Annotated in this window: 12 protein-coding genes and 2 pseudogenes; 10 read left to right on the top strand and 4 right to left on the bottom strand. The window is 39.7% G+C overall.

Annotation, left to right across the window (positions count from 1 at the left end):
• Positions 1-212: 212 nt before the first annotated feature.
• Positions 213-1,562: a glycosyltransferase family 4 protein gene (locus ACX27_RS18340; protein ID WP_062294870.1), complete on the bottom strand. Its 1,350-nt coding sequence runs from the start codon at positions 1,560-1,562 to the stop codon at positions 213-215.
• Between the two features lie 1,352 nt (positions 1,563-2,914).
• On the opposite strand from ACX27_RS18340, the gene ACX27_RS35405 reads away from it, so the two are divergent.
• The 3 genes from ACX27_RS35405 (at position 2,915) to ACX27_RS18350 (ending at position 6,214) form a co-directional block, all read left to right on the top strand.
• Entirely contained in the window at positions 2,915-3,871 is a 957-nt protein-coding gene (locus ACX27_RS35405; RefSeq protein WP_335337715.1) for a GumC family protein, read from the top strand.
• A gap of 1 nt (position 3,872) precedes the next feature.
• Positions 3,873-5,060 (top strand): polysaccharide biosynthesis tyrosine autokinase, encoded by a 1,188-nt coding sequence (locus ACX27_RS35410; RefSeq protein ID WP_335337716.1) that lies wholly within the window; start codon positions 3,873-3,875, stop codon positions 5,058-5,060.
• Positions 5,061-5,425: 365 nt separating this feature from the next.
• Positions 5,426-6,214 carry a cistern family PEP-CTERM protein gene (locus ACX27_RS18350; RefSeq protein ID WP_062294871.1) on the top strand — a complete coding sequence of 263 codons (789 nt, stop codon included), beginning with the start codon at positions 5,426-5,428 and terminating at the stop codon, positions 6,212-6,214.
• A gap of 472 nt (positions 6,215-6,686) precedes the next feature.
• On the opposite strand, the pseudogene ACX27_RS35785 reads toward ACX27_RS18350, so the two are convergent.
• A pseudogene (locus ACX27_RS35785) lies at positions 6,687-7,641 on the bottom strand (ISAs1 family transposase).
• Positions 7,642-7,705: 64 nt separating this feature from the next.
• On the opposite strand from ACX27_RS35785, the gene ACX27_RS34665 reads away from it, so the two are divergent.
• From ACX27_RS34665 to mazG, 3 genes are all read left to right on the top strand, one after another.
• A complete protein-coding gene (locus ACX27_RS34665) occupies positions 7,706-8,401 on the top strand; it encodes a COR domain-containing protein (RefSeq protein ID WP_062294873.1) in 696 nt (231 codons plus the stop codon).
• A gap of 28 nt (positions 8,402-8,429) precedes the next feature.
• Positions 8,430-9,425 (top strand): COR domain-containing protein, encoded by a 996-nt coding sequence (locus ACX27_RS34670; protein WP_062294874.1) that lies wholly within the window; start codon positions 8,430-8,432, stop codon positions 9,423-9,425.
• A 287-nt stretch (positions 9,426-9,712) separates the two neighbouring features.
• A complete protein-coding gene (gene mazG / locus ACX27_RS18375) occupies positions 9,713-10,537 on the top strand; it encodes a nucleoside triphosphate pyrophosphohydrolase (protein WP_062294875.1) in 825 nt (274 codons plus the stop codon).
• Between the two features lie 11 nt (positions 10,538-10,548).
• On the opposite strand, the gene ACX27_RS18380 is transcribed toward mazG, so the two are convergent.
• Positions 10,549-12,018, bottom strand: a complete 1,470-nt coding sequence (locus ACX27_RS18380; protein ID WP_062294876.1) for an aldehyde dehydrogenase family protein — start codon at positions 12,016-12,018, stop codon at positions 10,549-10,551.
• Between the two features lie 196 nt (positions 12,019-12,214).
• Between ACX27_RS18380 and ACX27_RS18385 the strand changes: the two are divergent.
• The 3 genes and pseudogenes from ACX27_RS18385 to ACX27_RS18395 all read left to right on the top strand — a co-directional run bounded on the left by ACX27_RS18385 (position 12,215) and on the right by ACX27_RS18395 (position 13,898).
• Positions 12,215-13,058, top strand: a pseudogene (locus tag ACX27_RS18385) (Rpn family recombination-promoting nuclease/putative transposase).
• A gap of 4 nt (positions 13,059-13,062) precedes the next feature.
• On the top strand, positions 13,063-13,269 hold the full coding sequence (locus ACX27_RS18390; RefSeq protein WP_062294877.1) for an RpnC/YadD family protein: 207 nt from the start codon (positions 13,063-13,065) through the stop codon (positions 13,267-13,269).
• A 26-nt stretch (positions 13,270-13,295) separates the two neighbouring features.
• On the top strand, positions 13,296-13,898 hold the full coding sequence (locus tag ACX27_RS18395) for a hypothetical protein (protein ID WP_062294878.1): 603 nt from the start codon (positions 13,296-13,298) through the stop codon (positions 13,896-13,898).
• 164 nt (positions 13,899-14,062) lie between these two features.
• On the opposite strand, the gene vapB is transcribed toward ACX27_RS18395, so the two are convergent.
• Entirely contained in the window at positions 14,063-14,308 is a 246-nt protein-coding gene (gene vapB / locus ACX27_RS18400; protein ID WP_062294879.1) for a type II toxin-antitoxin system VapB family antitoxin, read from the bottom strand.
• A 456-nt stretch (positions 14,309-14,764) separates the two neighbouring features.
• Between vapB and ACX27_RS18405 the strand changes: the two genes are divergently transcribed.
• Positions 14,765-18,751 carry a magnesium chelatase subunit H gene (locus ACX27_RS18405; protein WP_062294880.1) on the top strand — a complete coding sequence of 1,329 codons (3,987 nt, stop codon included), beginning with the start codon at positions 14,765-14,767 and terminating at the stop codon, positions 18,749-18,751.
• The last annotated feature ends 92 nt before the right edge of the window (positions 18,752-18,843 follow it).

The following is an 18,843-nucleotide window of genomic DNA, read 5'->3' on the forward strand; positions in this document are numbered from 1 at the left end:
TTGGTTAATTATTTCACAACGCTGGAAATTTTTGAAACCAGCTTTTAAACTCTCATCAATAACTTTAAGTTATTGAAATACAGTTTAATTCAATCAAGTTTTTAACTTTGTATTTACCTGATGATATTTTTATACCATGTAGTTGAACATTTGTGGCTTGATTAATTTGATAATTATGGGGAAATTACCAAACTTTAATAACCTCACTAAGCTTACTTTACATTGCTCTGAGATTTGGGCATAAACTCATCAGATGATATTGCCTGTTGCAGAACACGTAAGTATTGTTGAGATATGACTTTTGGTGTGAAGTGCGATCGCAAATACTGACGGCCTGCTTTACCCATACGTTCCCCTATTTGGAGATCACGGCTGAGAAAACGGATAAATTGCGCTAACCCTTGACTATCTCCATTCTCAAATGTACTTCCACAGTTAGCTTCTGCTACCATTTCTCTAAGGTAAGAAGACTGGGAACAAATTACAGCAATTGGTCTACCTGCTGCTAAAGCCGAGTAGAGTTTGCTTGGTACAACTAAACCCTCTGTGATTGCATCCACACTCACTAATGATAAATCACAGGCTGTTAAGGAATAAGGTAGGACTTGTTTATCTTGGTAAGGTAGGAAGGTGAAATTGTCTAGTCCTAAACGATTTACTTCTTTGATTAATTCTTCACGTTTGGCACCACCTCCAATGCAGACAAACTGAATTGGTTCATCTTGTAATTGTTTTGCTGCTTCCAACATGGTTTCTATATCATGGCAGCGCCCCATATTACCAGAATACAGCACCGTGAATTTGTTAACTAGATTGTATTCGTGGGCAAACCAGTTTTCCTTCTTCGGAATTGGCACAATTGCTTCCGGGTTAGCCCAACTGTGTATTACTGCAATTTTATCAGCCGCTTCTGGACACTGGGCTAATATTTTTTGCTTCATTGCGGGGCTAAGTACCACAATCCCCTTAGACTTTAACCAAACTTGTTTGTTAATTTCATTCCACAAACGCACTAACCAACTATTTTTTGAAACTACTCCCAGTGCGATCGCAATATCTGGGTAGAGATCATAAAGTATGCAGACATAAGGTAGTCGAAATAATAAATAAGCTAAATATCCAATAATTGGTAAGAATGGTGGGGCTGTGGTAACTAATAATATGTTGTTGCGTCGCCAAGCTCGGAACAGATACAGTAATGCACGTAAAGTATATAGAACACCATTAACAGCTTTACCACGAATTCTACCAGACCAAAGTTGAGCAGTCCGTGAGCGTTGAATTCTGATTCGGTCAACCCATTCAACAGCAGGAGCAGTCTGAGATTGAAACGCATAACCAGGTTGACTGGTAAATACCTCAACATTTACACCTTGCTGCCCTAGCTGTTTCACGAGTTCTTCAATCAACTGTCCTGTAGCAGCATAATCAGGAGGGAAAAACTGAGTGATGACAGACAACTTTATAGATTTCTGGCTTTTTACAGTTGGTGTAGGTTCGGATTCTACAGGAATAGAAATAGAGGGTACAAATTTGTGATTAATCCATTCATTTAATTTCATCGGCTGTGTCCTACGGGATAATTTAAAATTTTTGTTTACGACACTCCCGAACTGCCTAAGTCATTAATCCGATACCTGAAAATATTACCTATATTGACTGATGATTTTCTTTCTTTACAGGCTGATAGAGGCTCTTTTATCTGCCACTATTATCCTCTATGCTCACCTAAGATTTTAGTTTATCTAGGCTATCTAGCTATAGTTCTGAATTCAATACTTTTCTCGAAATTGGGAACACACATAAGCAATACAAAAGCAGGAATAACCGTAACTATTTGCCAGATAAAGGATTTATTTAAAGCGCCAGTCAACCATTTTGTTCTATTTAATTTGTTAGCTATTGTCAGTTACATAAAAATGACCACTTTTGTTCATATATCATATATATTACTATTTCTTAAAAAATATGCGATTTTACAATAATTATTAAATAAAAACTACCCTCTTTCATGATTTTTTTGCACTTTTTTTGTAATTTCTTATTTGACTACTTAATAAATTTCTCTTAAGTATAAAATTTCCTCCTAATTGAAATCCCAATATTTTTGTTTACGTAAGTGTGATCACGAAATATAAGATACCATGTTTTAAAGATAACTGGTATCCTTCATAGAAAGTTCATTTTTTCAGAAGATTTTTCAGATGTTTCTTCATAAAAGGCTGTTTTGGCTTTGTATTAAACTTTATATGAAGTAAATATTACAGAATCCAAAGATAGCTACTAAATCAGCTCCAGTGGCAGGCAAATAGTTGATTATGTAACGAGGTTGATTATGCAGCCTAAAAACCTTGGTAGTATAATTGACATTGGGGTAACTATAGGATTCATATTTGATTTGAAGAAAAAATACATTACATCCAAAAAAATGCCCTTTTCTACTCCTGTACGGGCAAGTTAATCCGGAATTTCGTTTACTCACAGATTCATTCACTTAACATGCCGTACTCCCAGCCTTTACGTTTATCCCTTCAGTACCGTTTAAATATTTTCTTTCGGTTGGAATTAAAGTAATTGATATTGAGCTAATCTCTGAGTTACCTAGGTCTCAAGGTATCTACATATAGAATAATTAAATCTTTATAATACAGATGTGTTGTATCAATTAGGATCTGTATAGATATTTTATGTGGAATTTTAGCGATTATAAGAATACTGATGAAAGCAAGATGTATAATAAATTACTTTTTTGTTTGACTCAGTATCTATCTAGATTCAATAGCTAACTACTCAATAATAAATTATGAACAGAGATTTACTCATATTTTTTTAGCGATTTAGAAACAATCTGATACTAAAATATTCATCATTTTATTAAAAATAGTTAAAACATACTTAAATGTAAGTAACGAAAATGAGTGACCAATCATACCGCAGCTTAAACACTGAACAAAATGGCAAATATAAGCCGTTATTTCCGCAACCGCAACCTATGCCTCCGCAATGGAATGAAGAAGAAGAAGAAAATTTTAGTATCAAGGATTGGCTAAACGTATTAAAACGGCGATCGCTAGTTATAGTGGGAGTATCGATGGCTGTCATGACTTTTGTGGTTGTGAATGTCATGCTAACTAAGCAGCCAAGAGAATATGAAAGTAACTTTTTAATGTTAGTGGAACCGATTAACAATGATAATGAGCCAGTAAATATTGTTCAAGATAATAATCCTAAGACTTCAACCCTAGATTATGATAGTCAAATTTTAGTCCTCAAAAGTCCTGAATTGATGACGAATATTCTGGATCAGTTGCGAGTTTCTTATCCAAGTCTCACTTATCAATCTTTACTACGAGCCTTGACGATTAATCGGTTAGGTGAAACCAAAATTATAGATGTTCGTTATCGAGGAGAAGACCCAAATCAAGTTAAAGCAGTATTAGATGTAATTTCAAAAGACTATATAGAATATAGCCAAGAAAGAAGACAAACAAAATTGCGTCAAGGGTTGCAATTTATTGATAAACAGTTGCCATCGATACAAAGCAGAGTTAATCAAATTCAACAAGAATTGCAAATTTTTCGTCAAAGATACAGTTTTAACAATCCAGATAGTCAAGGAGATTTGCTGGATAAACAAGCTAGTTCTCTAGCTGAGGCGCGACAGAATATTAATCTACAGTTGACGCAAGTCCGAAATCAATTAAGTCTGCTCCAGTCAGATAATGGAAAAACAACAGTACTTAATGCTGCTTCTTTATATCAAAAACTTTTACAGCAAGTAACGGATTTGAACTCCCAAATCGCTACTGAGTCAACCATTTTGCAAGATGCTAACCCAAGACTGCAAACTCTGAAAGAAAAAAAGAGATAGCTTGCTACCTGTCTTACAACAAGAAGGACAACGCTTTTTAAGCGTAAGAGAAGCAGAGTTAACAACTCAACTTCAATCCTTAGAAGTACAAAGCAACGAAATTACCAAACTCGCAACGCAAGTAGAGCAACAACGTAAGCAAGTGCCAATTTTAGCACGAAGATATACGGAAATCCAACGCAAATTACAGTTTGCGAATGAAAGTTTAAATCGTTTTTTATCAAACCGCGAGAATTTGCAAATCCAAATATCTCAAACAGAATTAGGATGGCAGTTAATCCAACCACCTATTCAGCCATCGCTTGTAACTGCTTCTAGTCGAGTGAGAAATTTAATTATAGGTTTCTTTATAAGTGTAGCAGCAGGCATTGGAGTTGCTTTATTACTAGAAAAAATAGATAACTCTTACCATAGTGTGATCAAATTAAAAAAGAAAATCAATTTTCCCTTATTGGGAAATGTGCCTTTTGATAATGAGGTTAAAGCCCTTCAATCTCGAACTTCCAAATCAAAGTTTTCTCCGATTAAAATATTTAATTCTTTACTAGAAGGTGGCCAAGATACAAATATTTCAATCGCTCAAGAATATAGCAGTTACTCAACTGAATTTTTAGATGCTTTAAGATTTCTCTATACAAATATTCAACAAATTAAACCTGATTCTCAGGTACGTTCTTTGGTTGTTAGTTCGGTTACATCTGGTGATGGAAAATCTATCGTGGCTTTTTATCTAGCCCAAACAGCTACAGCAATGGGGCTAAGAGTACTACTGGTAGATGCGAACCTTCGCCAACCGATGGTTCACAACCTAGCCAATTTAAAGAATTTATGGGGATTAAGTAGTCTACTATCCACAAATTTACCAGTCAGTGAAGTCATTCATAAACTACCTTCTATGGAGCAATTATCTTTGATTACGGCTGGCCCTGCACCTGATGATCCAATTAAATTACTAGCTTCTGAAAAAATGAAGCAGTTAATGGCAGATTTTCAGGATGATTATGATTTAGTCATCTATGATGCTCCTCACTTCTTTGGACTATCTGATGTTAGTATACTTTCACCTTATACAGATGGGGTTTTGATGGTGGTGAGGGTAGGCAAAACAGATGCCTCAGTGATAGAGCAAGCTTTAGATTATTTAAGGATTTTACCTTTGAATATACTAGGTGTGGTTAGTAACAGTTAACAAAGTGCTTGTAAAATACTGGTATTGGTAGCTTGTTGTATACATCAAGCTAACACGCACTCAAATTTATTCCTTATCAAAATGTTATGGGATATTCTGCTTTAATAGCCCATTAACTCAAAATACTACTACCAATAACCTGATGTTGTTATGTTGCTTGCTGTATATCAACTTTATTCCTCACAATATGCAATAGCCTCAATGCAAACATGTAGTTTATGATTTGTAAAATATACTTAAATATTAAAATAACTAAATATTTTGTTTTGATAAATTCTTGATGAAGTTAAATACTATACCTATTGATTTACTGAAAGTAGAACAGTATATTTTTAGAGCAATATTGTTTCCGGCTTCAATAGATAATGAAAATTAATTCAGCTTTTTCTGCTTTATTAGCAGCATCAAGCATTGCAGTTGCTAGTTCTGTGTTAGCTCCGGCTCAGGCGATTACTATCACACCAACAGGTGCTACAGCTGGGGAGCCTTCTGGTCAAACTTTGTATCAAGCCGCAATTTCTAGAACTAACGACATCGGCAAAAGTTTTGATATTAACTGGAATTTAGCACCAGGTTCAAATACGGGAAAGCTCTCACAGCCTTTAAGTGCTACTTCAACTTGGACAATTACTAACTTTACCACTTCTGCCTTAGATTTGCAGATTAGGCTGACAAACACAACTGCAACTACACCACAAGATATAGCTGCACGTTTGACTTCAATGGCATTTGGTGTCAACCCTGAAGCTAATGGTATCGTTTTTACTAAAAATGATGGTATTACTACTGACACGGATGTTTTCAGTGCTGCATTAACGGGACTTACAGCAGGAAATTTTAACAACATCGATATAGATGTTTGTTTTATTGGTGGTAATAACTGTCAAGGTGGTGGGAACGGAGGTTTGCGCTCAAATCAAACCGACATTCTTAACCTGAAAATAAAAGGAAACTTTACCTCAGATACAGCTTTTCTACAGTTTTTTGCTGCTAGGTTCCAAACTAGTCAAGGTAGCTATGTATTGGCAGGTAATGGAACCCCAGGAACACCAGTTCCCGAACCAATCACTATGCTCGGTCTTGGTGTAGGTACTGTAGGATTGGGTGCTTTAAAACGTAGATATGGCAACAAAAAAGCAAAAGTAACAGTTTAAGCGTAATTCAAATAACTTTGATTACGCTAATTCAGCAAGGCTAGATTTTCTCAAAAATGTGTCATTTACTGAATAGACATCTTTAATTCAAATTTGACATAAACTTCTCAAATAAAAATTTGGTGTGTTCTCTATTTTATTTGTGAATTTTAGATAAAAAATTTATTTAAGCAATTAAATATTGATTATTAATATTCAAAACCTGAATTTATTAGAAATATTTTTTGAAATTTGCTTGTAGGGAAATTAATATACCCTGTTAAACTATAAAAGTTCTCTTCCTTATTTGTAATTAATAATACCAATTCTATAAGAGGATGTCTGAAAACTTTTTGGTGTTGTATTAAAGACTTGTAGATCCCCCTAAATTCACGCCACTTGCTTCAACGGGGTGAACCCCCGCAACGCAGTGGCTCCCCTTAAAAAGGGGGACTTTAACTCTGGTTCCCCCCTTTTTAAGGGCAGGGCTGTTTCATTCTAAAAAGGAAAAAAGTAATGGGATGTTGTGGGAGCAGAATCTGATAGCTCTGGTAAGGGAATCAAAACCATTGTGGCGGAAAAGATTAATCACAAAACTGCGGAGAATTGAGAAGTTGGCAGCAGCATAACCATCAACCATTTGGGCAGAGTCTTCATCAAAGACAACATCTTTCACCCAATGTAATCGATTTTCTACGCCCCAGTGGCGACGAATACCACAGGCAAAATCGGATGCTTTCAGGGACAGAGAACTGATGTAGTAAGCAGTTTCTTGGTAAGCTTTACCAGCACGAGTACCAACTCGTTCGACTTGAATAATCGACTTTAAACCCAGCCAATCATGGGAAATATTGTTCAAGTTTTCAAATACACAAACACGACGTTGAGTAAAGCGACCACTCCTTCGTTCAAAATCAGTATGTATAGTTGTGGGCTGTGAGTGCTGCATATTCTGTTGGATTTGGTGATACAGTTTGGGCTGATTGGCTTTGACTGCAATCACATAATCATTGCCACTGTGGATGATTTGCTGGACTGTTTTTTTGACAATGAAGTGCATCAAAACTAAACACTACACCCTTTAAATCCAAGATAGCAATTAAGTTTTGAACCGTAGCAATTTCACTGCTTTGCTTGTTATCCATCGTTTGTAACCCGACGACTTGACCTTGGTGGCTACTAAACATCGATACGACACTAATGAATCTTTGATAGGCACTGCTATAGTCCTGGACTGTCGCCTTGATACTTTTACCGTCAGTTGCTAACCATTCTAAGGAGCTTAATTCTACATACTGACTTGCCCATTCATTAAATATCTGTGTCAATTCCTCAAAATTTACACGCATCATCACACGGCGAATTGTCGAGTACGATGGCACTCTATCTTTTGGTATCTCTAGTATTTCGATTAATGATTGTTGATGGCGTTTGACAAAATCTCTCATTACCTCTGTATCCTACACAACAGATTCTACTAAGGGAATCGAGGTGTTCCAGTGGGGTTTCCCAATGGAAAACGGGCGAGAATTTCGAGTTAACATCTGGGATTTTGGCGGGCAAGAAATTTACCATGCCACTCATCAATTTTTCCTCACTAAACGTTCTCTCTATGCTTTAGTTGCAGATAATCGCAAAGAAGACACCAATTTTTATCGCTGGCTGAATGTGGTGGAATTGCTCAGTGATAGCAGCCCAGTGCTAATCGTTAAAAATGAGAAGAGTGATAGAACCCGCGAAATTAATGAACCGCAATTAAAAGGGCAATTTAATAACCTCAAGGAAACCTTAGCAACCAATCTCGCTAAAAATGACCAACGTTTAAATAACGTCATCAAAGAAATTAAGCATCAAATTACGTCTTTACCTCACCTGGGTACACCACTACCTAAAACTTGGGTAAAAGTGAGAGAAACTTTAGAAAATGATCCACGTAATTACATCAGCTTGGATGAATATCTCAACATCTGCCAGCAAAATGGTTTTACCAGACATGAAGATAAATTGCAGTTAAGTGGTTATCTCCATGATTTAGGAGTTTGCTTACACTTTCAAGATGACCGCATATTAGAAAAGACTCTGATTCTCAAACCCAAGTGGGGTACTGATGCAGTTTACAGAGTTTTAGACGATCCCCAGGTAATTAATAACTTGGGCAAATTCACCTGGGAAGACTTAAAAAAAAATCTGGAAGGAGCAAGAATATGACCAAAAGCAAAATGAACTCTTGCAATTGATGATCAATTTCAAGCTATGTTACGAAATTCCTAATCATCCCCAAACCTACATTGCACCACAATTGTTAACAGCAAAACAACCGCATTATAAATGGAAAGAAACAAATAATCTTATCCTCCGCTACACCTACGACTTCATGCCCGAAGGTATTATTACTCAGTTTATTGTTGCTATACACAACTTAATTGATGTGATGGATAAACAACAAATTGTCTGGAAAAGTGGTGTCATTCTCAACAAAGACGAAACCAAAGCAGAGGTAATTGAATATTACGACAAGCGAGAAATTAAAATTCGAGTCGCAGGTAAACATAAAAGAGATGTGATGAGAACAGTTACAGATAAACTAGATGAAATTCATGAACCCTATGAGCGGCTTAAGTATGATAAATTAATTCCCTGCAATTGTCTCACCTGCAAAGATAGTCAAGAACCTCACTTTTATAAATTTGAGAATCTGCGGCAGCGTTTTGTCAATCAGAAATACCAAATTGAATGTGACAAACCACCTTATGAAACAGTCAATGTTTTGAGCCTAATTGACGACGTGATGGATAGAAGAGAACTAGAACAGGATAAAAGTAGAGATTCTGTGTCTAATTCTTCCTTCACCTTTGCCGGAAATATTGAAAAAGTTGTAATTCAGCATTTAAACGAAGGGAATAATATTATGACAGAGCCACAAAAACCAGATGAATCTTCTAAATCAGAAGTTCAAGTTACACTACCTTGGGCTTTTAGAAATGGAATGTTTTATTTATTTGTATGTGTAGTTGTCTTCACCATAGTTGGAACTTTGGGTGGTTCTCTACCGTTTCATTATTTAGCTTTAACTATTATCGGTACAGGTATATTTATTATCTTAATTGGTGTTCTGCAACTGCGACAAGATGACCGTCTCTCTGAGGAAAATTTTGTAGAGTTAACAGTAAGAGTAATAAAACAGTTTCCGTTAATTGGAAACCTGATTGAATCATTTAAAGGGAATAAATAAGCCAAGTTTTATCCCCCTAAATCCCCTAATACCAATTTTCTATGAAGTTGCGCCAAATAAATGATGTAGAGACGTTGTATACAACGTCTCTACAGTACAGAATAAAGTGCATCTTCTTCCAGAAACGGTATAAGCCGTCATTACCCCAGAGGAAAAGTTTTTTGCCGGACGTAAACTTGATGATGCCTTTGCTAATCCCTCACTCAAAGGCTATAGAATAATCGGAGATAAGCTAATCATGCTTTGCTTAAGGTAAAGAAGTATTTAGCTGGGCGACAGGTTAAGTTATGGAATTCAATCAGAATCAGGCTGAAACATTGGCGGCGTTACAAGAATTAATTGATGTGGTGGCAAAATTGCGATCGCCTGATGGTGGTTGTCCTTGGGATTTGGCACAAACTCCCCAAACGCTGATACCCTATGTGGTTGAAGAAGCTTACGAAGTAGTGGACGCAATTAAAAGTGATGATCCAACCGCCATTACTGAGGAATTAGGCGATTTACTTTTACAAGTTGTTTTACAAGCCCAAATCGCCAGCGAATATCAGCAATTTTCCCTCAAAGAAGTCGCCCAAGGTATTTCCCAAAAACTCATCCGTCGCCATCCCCATGTTTTTGGTGATGTGTCGGTGCAGAATGTTGATGAAGTGCGGCAAAACTGGGAACAAATCAAAGCGACAGAAAAAGGTGAACCAACCCCAGAAAAGCACCAACTCAGTGCTAAACTCAGCCGTTATGGGCGCACTCTTCCCCCCTTGATGGCGGCGATGAAAATTTCCCAAAAAGCGGCGGCGGTAGGCTTTGAATGGGAAAACATTGATGGTGTGTGGGCAAAGTTTCACGAAGAGTTGGCGGAGTTTCAGCAAGCTGTGGCTGAGGAAACACCAGAACGCCAAGAATCTGAATTAGGGGATTTATTATTTGCGGTGCTGCAACTTGCTCGATGGTATAATCTTGACCCTAGCGCCGCTTTGCAAGGCACAAATCAGCGATTTGTCCAGAGGTTACAAAAAATGGAGGCAGTGGTTAACCGCCCCCTTTTTGATTACAGTTTGGATGAGTTAGAAACGCTCTGGCAACAGGCAAAAGCCCAACTTGCCCAGGAGCCTTGATACATACCAGTTTACAGTTTGATGGTAACAGTCTTAACTTCGGTGTATTGCTGTAAGCCATATTCACCTAGTTCACGACCGATACCCGATTGCTTGAAACCACCAAAAGGTGCAGCAGCATCAAATACGTCGTAGCAATTGACCCAGACTGTACCTGCGCGGAGATTGTTAGCGATCGCATGAACTTTGGTAACATCCTGAGTCCAAACGGCGGCGGCGAGTCCGTACATGGTGTTATTTGCCCGTTCAATGACTTCGTTGATGTCTTTGAACTTGATAATGCTCATCACCGGGCCAAAGATTTCTTCTTGGGCAATTTTCATATCGTCACGCACATCGGCAAAAACCGTGGGGGCAATAAAGTAACCTTTGTCGCCTACTTGTTGTCCACCACAAAGCATCTGAGCGCCTTCCCGCATCCCAGATTCGATATAACTCATGACTTTGTTAAATTGCTCTTGGTCTACCTGCGGCCCTTGGTCTGTGGCAGAATCAAAGGGATCGCCGACAATTCGCTGTCTAGCTTTTTCCACAGTTCTAGCCACAAACTCGTCGTAGCATTTTTCTTCGACAAATAGCCGCGAACCTGCACAACAGCATTGACCTTGGTTAAAGAATAAAGCTTCGTGAGAACCTGCGATCGCTGCATCCATGTCTGCGTCAGCAAACACAATATTTGGACTCTTACCACCTAGTTCTAAGGTCACACGCTTGAGGTTACTTTTCGCCGCCGCTTCCATAATCAGGTGTCCCACTTCCGTGGAACCAGTGAAAGCAACTTTGTCGATGTCTCTATGATGTGCGATCGCTGCCCCAGCCGTAGGGCCGTATCCTGATAAAAGATTCACTACCCCTGGGGGAAAACCAGCCTCAATAATTAACTCTCCCACCCGCAATGCAGATAACGGTGTTTGTTCCGCCGTTTTCATCACCACAGTATTACCTGTTGCCAAAGCTGGTGCTAATTTCCACGCCTGCATTAACAAGGGGAAATTCCACGGGATAATTTGCCCAACCACCCCCACAGGCTCATGACGGGTGTAGCAAAAATAAGGGCCGTTAATTGGGATAGTTTTACCTTGGACTTTATCAGCCCAACCTGCATAGTAGCGATAACAGGCAATAACTAAACCCAAGTCTCCTAAAGAATCTTGTAATGGTTTGCCGTTATCTAGGGTTTCCAGTCGCGCTAACTCGTCAATATTCTGCTCAATTAAATCGGCTAACCGATAAAGCAACTCTCCACGACGGGTTGCAGACATATTGCGCCATTCCCCACTTTTAAAGGCGTGACGCGCTGCTTGCACTGCTTTATCAACATCGGCTGCATCTGCTTCGGCGACTTCGCAGATCATATCACCTGTACTTGGATTGATTGTTGCAAATCGGCGATCGCTGACACTATCTACCCACTCATTATTAATCAGCAGTTTAGTGGGGCCGATTTTGACCTGCTGTTTCGGTTCTGTCGTTGTAACCATCAGGCCCTCCTGAAGCTTTTGGAGAAAAATTGGCTGACATCTATTAATTATGTTGTCGGGAATACATTATGATGGACGATTTTCTTTATAAATCTTTTGAAAACCTTCTATTTTAAATTAGTCCGCGCAGGCGGACTTTGTTCTGATAGCCGCGAATTCCATTCGTCGGGGCTAAGTACTGATAAAATTACAACCTATGTATGATAACGTCTGTAAGTTCCTTGCTGAATCATTTGCCAGTGACTTTGCAACTTGGCTACTCAATGAATCAATTGCACTAACTCAACTAAGTCCATCGGAATTATCCCTCGAACCCATACGGGCAGATGCACTAATTTTGTTACAGTCCGATGAAATTATCCTCCATCTCGAATTTCAAACCAGACCAAAAGCCGATATTCCGTTTCGGATGAGTGATTATCGCTTACGCGGGTATCGCAAATTTCCCCATAAAAAAAATGCGTCAGGTGGTAATTTATTTACAACCAAGCGATTCTGAGCTAGTTTATCAAACAGAATTTGTTTTAGAAAATAGCTGGCACAGATTTGACGTAATTCGACTGTGGGAACAGCCAACGGAAATATTTTTCAATTACCCAGGTTTGCTACCGTTTGCAACTTTAAGCCAAACCGATAATCAAACCCAAACCTTAGAAGAAGTAGCTCAAATTATTGAAGCGATCGAAGACAGCAGAATCCGCAGTAATCTTGCTGCATCAGCAGCCGTGTTATCTGGGCTAGTATTAAATAAGGACGTGATTAAAAGAATTTTGCGGAGTGATATTATGCGCGAATCTGTAATTTATCAAGATATTTTGCAAGAAGGTGTTAAAGAGGGTTTTGAAAAAGGAATTGAACAGGGAATTGAGCAAGGAATTGAGCAGGGTATTGAACAGGGTATTGAACAAAAAGCTCAAGAAGTTGCCATCAAACTGATTAATAAAGGTATTAATCTCGAAATAATTGCCGATGCCACAGGTTTAACTATTGAACAGTTGCAACAATTACAGGCTCAAACAGAAGACATTCAACCCCAGTAACCTTATGCGTGAATCGGTTGTTGCTCAAGAGATTTGGCAAGAATGGTTTCAAGAAGGTTTTGAACTAGGTTTAGAACAAAAAGCTCAGGAAATTGCCAGAAATATGCTACGGAAAGGTTTTGATATTGCATTAATTGTTGAAGTTACTGATTTAACTATCGAACAGATTCAAAAATTACAACCTCAAATAGAAAATACTGATATTCAGTAATATTCAAACAAAATATTTAATGCCTCATGTCTTATAGTGACTTCTCCCTGGCAAAAGTCAAACGCGACTTCAACTTAAAAATAGTTGAAAATGCACGTTTTTTACCAGAAATACAACCAATAAAACCTAGTCTTTATCTCCAAGAAGCACTAAGTGAAGGAATCCCACTAGCAACAGCGACAGGTTCAGAAAAAGCACGTTCAGAGTTAATTATTAGTCCTATTCTTTTAGAAGTCCGAAAAATACTCGAACGCAAAGTTAGTTTGTTTTCGGGTGAAGATTTTACAGTTGCACCAGATTTAGGCTTAAGTGGTGTGTGTGATTTTTTAATTAGTCGCTCACCCGAACAAATATTTATCGAAGCTCCTGTTATTGTCATTATTGAAGCGAAAAAAGGTGATTTAAAACCAGGTTTAGGACAATGTGCCGCAGAAATGATTGCCGCACAAAAGTTTAATGAAACCAATAATATACCAATTAAGACAATTTATGGCAGTGTCAGCAGTGGCACTGCTTGGAGATTTTTGCAATTAACAGAGCAAACATTAAGTATTGATTTGACTGATTATACAGTTCCTCCCGTCGAAATGCTATTAGGAATGTTGGTTTGGATGGTGCAAGAGGGTTAGTCAAAATCTAAATACTAATTACCTTGATAATTCTGTAAATTACTTAATTCATCTGCTATGGCAATCCTAAATGATTTACAAACATCTTTCTTCCTTGTCTACCCTGTCCTCCTTGTCTTCCTTGTCTCTGTTATTCACATATCAAATAGTATTGCTATATATTTCTATATTTCTCCTTCACCCATCCAAAATTCATCAGGTAAAGGATCATTAAAATCATCACTCATCCAAATTTGACCTTCATTTAATCCCAGTATCCTTTGCTGAGGAGTTTCTTGGTTTTTTTCAGGTTGAGCATATTTTTGCATTAAAAATTCCACAAAATCTAAGACTTGCTGTTGCTGTTCTGGTGCTAGAGTTTGCAACTTGGCAATTAATTCTGAGGTGGTATCTCCAACTTGAGTAGTCATCTCACCTTCTCCCTTGGTGACATCTGAATTTTATGTTAGTTGTTTAGTCAGGCGATCGCCCTTGATTTGGTACTACTATGAATACATAGAGAAACACTACGCTAATCCTGACCTCTTCATTCCCATCGCCTAAATTTTCCAATTAATACTTGACAAAAATCCATATCTATATATTTGGCTATATCACGCCTCAAAAGTACAGATTTGCCAGAATATGGGAAAAATATTAATTTTTTGTTACATAATGCGAGTATTTGCTTTTATTATTTATTAATGTTTGTTAACAAAGTTTGCGATTTTTATATCGATTTATGTCAGATAAAGGACAAAATGCCCATTTGGTAAGGTTTTTCTGATAAAAAACTCTTATTGCCGAAAAAAATCGTTAAACTTTGTTGGCAAATTAGCCGCAAAGAAATTTCAGTCGAGAACACGCATCAAAGGAGCAGAGGAAGCATGTTCACCCACGTCAAGTCCACCATTAGACACATTGCGCCTGAGAACCTAGGCGGACGTAACTTAATTAAGGTGGTCTATGTCGTGCTTGAGTCCCAGTACCAGAGTGCATTGTCGCAAGCGGTTCGTACAATTAACGCCAACAATCCTGACCTTGCGATTGAAATCAGTGGGTACTTGATTGAGGAACTCAGAGACCCCGAAAATTACGAAGAGTTCCAGCGCGATATACAAAGTGCCAATATTTTTATTGCCTCTCTGATTTTTATCGAAGACTTAGCACAGAAAGTAGTAGCAGCAGTAGAACCGTACCGCGATAATTTAGACGTTGCTGTTGTCTTTCCATCAATGCCAGAGGTAATGCGCCTGAATAAAATGGGCAGTTTTTCCTTGGCGCAGTTGGGTCAATCGAAGAGTGCGATCGCACAATTCATGAAGAAACGCAAAGAAAAATCCGGTGCAGGATTCCAAGATGGAATGCTGAAACTATTGCGGACACTGCCCCAAGTGCTGAAGTTCTTACCGATAGATAAAGCACAGGACGCACGCAATTTTATGCTGAGTTTCCAGTATTGGCTGGGTGGTTCTCCAGAAAACCTGGAAAACTTCTTGCTGATGCTGGCTGATAAATATGTATTAAAAGATGTTGAAAAACAAAAAGTTGCATCTTTAGAATATCAAGCACCAGTAGTTTATCCCGATATGGGGATTTGGCATCCTTTAGCCACAACCATGTATGAGGATGTTCGAGAATATCTCAACTGGTACAGCGCCCGCCGGGATATCCCGCAAGATTTAAAAGATCCTTTAGCACCCTGTGTAGGTTTAGTATTACAACGCACTCACCTAGTTACAGGTGATGATGCCCATTACGTGGCGATGGTTCAGGAGTTAGAAGCATTAGGCGCAAGGGTAGTACCTGTGTTTGCCGGTGGTTTGGACTTCTCCAAACCTGTGGATGCTTACTTCTACGAACCAACTACAAATACACCGTTAGTAGACGCAGTAATTTCCTTAACTGGTTTTGCTTTAGTAGGCGGCCCGGCTAGACAAGACCATCCCAAGGCAATTGACGCACTCAAACGCCTAAATCGCCCTTACATGGTGGCGTTACCTTTGGTATTCCAAACCACCGAAGAATGGTTAGATAGCGATTTAGGCTTACATCCAATTCAAGTTGCTTTACAAATTGCGATTCCTGAACTTGATGGCGCAATTGAACCGATTATATTATCGGGTAGAGATGGGGCGACAGGAAAGGCGATCGCACTCCAAGACCGCATCGAAGCTGTAGCGCAACGTGCATTAAAGTGGGCTAACCTCCGCCGCAAACCCAAACTAGATAAAAAAGTTGCAATTACCGTTTTCAGCTTCCCACCCGATAAAGGCAACGTAGGAACAGCCGCATACCTCGATGTATTCGGTTCCATCTACGAAGTCATGAAAGCGTTGAGAAACAACGGCTACGAGGTGCAGGACTTACCAGAAAACGCGAAAGAGTTGATGGAACAAGTTATCCACGACGCACAAGCACAGTACGCCAGCCCCGAACTCAACATTGCTTATAAGATGTCAGTTCCAGAATACGAAGAACTGACACCTTATTCCCAACGCTTAGAAGAAAACTGGGGGCCACCACCAGGACACCTCAACAGCGACGGACAAAACCTGTTAATTTACGGTAAGCAATTCGGTAACGTCTTCATTGGTGTACAGCCTACCTTTGGTTACGAAGGCGACCCCATGCGGTTGTTGTTCTCCCGTTCTGCAAGTCCTCACCACGGCTTTGCTGCTTATTACACTTACCTCGAAAGAATTTGGGGTGCTGATGCTGTGCTGCATTTTGGTACTCACGGTTCCTTGGAATTTATGCCAGGAAAGCAAATGGGGATGTCTGGTGAATGCTACCCCGATAACTTAATTGGCACAATTCCCAACCTGTACTACTATGCCGCCAACAACCCCAGCGAAGCGACAATTGCCAAACGCCGCAGTTACGCCGAAACAATTTCCTACCTCACACCACCCGCAGAAAACGCAGGTTTGTACAAAGGTTTGAAAGAACTCAGCGAGTTAATTGCTTCTTACCAAACCTTAAAAGATAGCGGGCGCGGTATCCCCATCGTCAACACCATCATGGATAAATGCCGGATGGTGAACTTAGACAAAGACATCGACTTGCCCGAAATCGATGCTAAAGACATGACCCCAGAAGAACGGGATAATATCGTTGGTAGCGTCTACCGCAAGTTGATGGAAATCGAATCGCGGTTGTTACCTTGTGGTTTGCACGTTATCGGTAAACCCCCAAGTGCAGAAGAAGCGATCGCAACTCTAGTTAATATCGCCAGCCTAGACCGCCAAGAAGAAGAAATTCTCAGCTTACCCCGGATTATCGCCAATAGCCTGGGGCGGGATATTGACGAAATTTACAAAAATAGCGATCAAGGCGTATTAGAAGATGTCCAACTCCTACAAGACATCACCCTAGCCACTCGCGCTGCTGTCCGCGCCTTGGTACAAGAACAAACCGACGCAGAAGGTAGGGTTTCCTTAGTTTCCAGGTTGAATTTCTTCAACATGGGTAAAAAAGAACCTTGGGTAGAAGCACTGCACAAAGCTGGTTATCCTAAAGTTGATGCTTCCGCCTTGAAACCTTTGTTTGAGTATTTAGAGTTCTGCTTACAACAAGTTTGTGCAGACAACGAACTCGGCGCATTACTCAAAGGTTTAGAAGGCGAATACATCCTCCCCGGCCCTGGTGGCGACCCCATCCGCAACCCGGATGTATTACCTACAGGTAAGAACATTCACGCCCTCGACCCCCAAGCCATCCCCACGGCGGCGGCTGTCCAATCAGCAAAAATCGTGGTTGATAGACTTTTGGCACGGAACAAAGCCGAAAACAACGGTAATTGGCCAGAAACCATCGCCTGTGTTCTCTGGGGAACCGATAACATCAAAACCTACGGCGAATCACTGGCACAAATTATGTGGATGGTGGGTGTGCGTCCGGTTCCCGATGCTTTGGGACGGGTGAACAAGTTGGAGTTAATTCCCTTAGAAGAATTGGGAAGACCCAGAATTGACGTTGTAATTAACTGTTCTGGTGTATTCCGCGACTTGTTCATCAACCAGATGAACCTACTAGACCAAGCTGTGAAGATGGCTGCGGAAGCGGATGAACCCACAGAAATGAACTTTGTCCGCAAACACGCCATGCAGCAAGCTGAGGAATTGGGAATTAATCTACGTCAAGCAGCAACCCGCGTTTTCTCTAACGCTTCCGGTTCCTACTCCTCTAACATCAACTTGGCAGTAGAAAACAGCACCTGGGAAAGCGAAGCCGAGTTACAAGAAATGTACCTCACCCGCAAATCCTTCGCCTTCAGTGCTGACAATCCTGGCATGATGGAACAATCTCGGAAGATTTTTGAAAGCACCCTCAAAACTGCTGAAGCGACTTTCCAAAACCTGGATTCCTCCGAGATTAGTTTAACGGACGTTTCCCATTACTTCGACTCTGACCCCACCAAGGTTGTCTCAACTCTGCGTGGTGATGGCAAAACACCAGCATCTTACATTGCAGACACCACCACAGCCAACGCCCAAGTCCGCACCTTATCCGAAACAGTGCGCTTAGATGCCCGTACCAAATTGTTAAATCCCAAGTGGTATGAAGGTATGCTGTCTCACGGTTACGAAGGTGTGCGCGAACTCTCCAAGCGGTTGGTTAACACAATGGGTTGGAGTGCAACAGCCGGCGCAGTTGACAACTGGATTTATGAGGATGCCAACGAAACCTTCATCAAAGATGAAGAAATGCAGAAACGTTTGATGAACCTCAACCCCCATTCTTTCCGCAAGATGGTATCCACCTTATTGGAAGTGAATGGTCGCGGTTATTGGGAAACTAGCGAGGAGAATTTAGACCGCCTCCGCGAGTTGTACCAAGAAGTTGAAGACCGAATTGAAGGGATTGAGTAAATATAAAAGCTAGTCCCTAACCAAAAACTAAAAAACTCTAATGATTAGCGGAGCCAATCAAGGCTCCATTTTTCTTATTTAAAATTTTTTAT

Source organism: Nostoc piscinale CENA21 (assembly GCF_001298445.1).
GTDB lineage: Bacteria > Cyanobacteriota > Cyanobacteriia > Cyanobacteriales > Nostocaceae > Nostoc_B > Nostoc_B piscinale_A.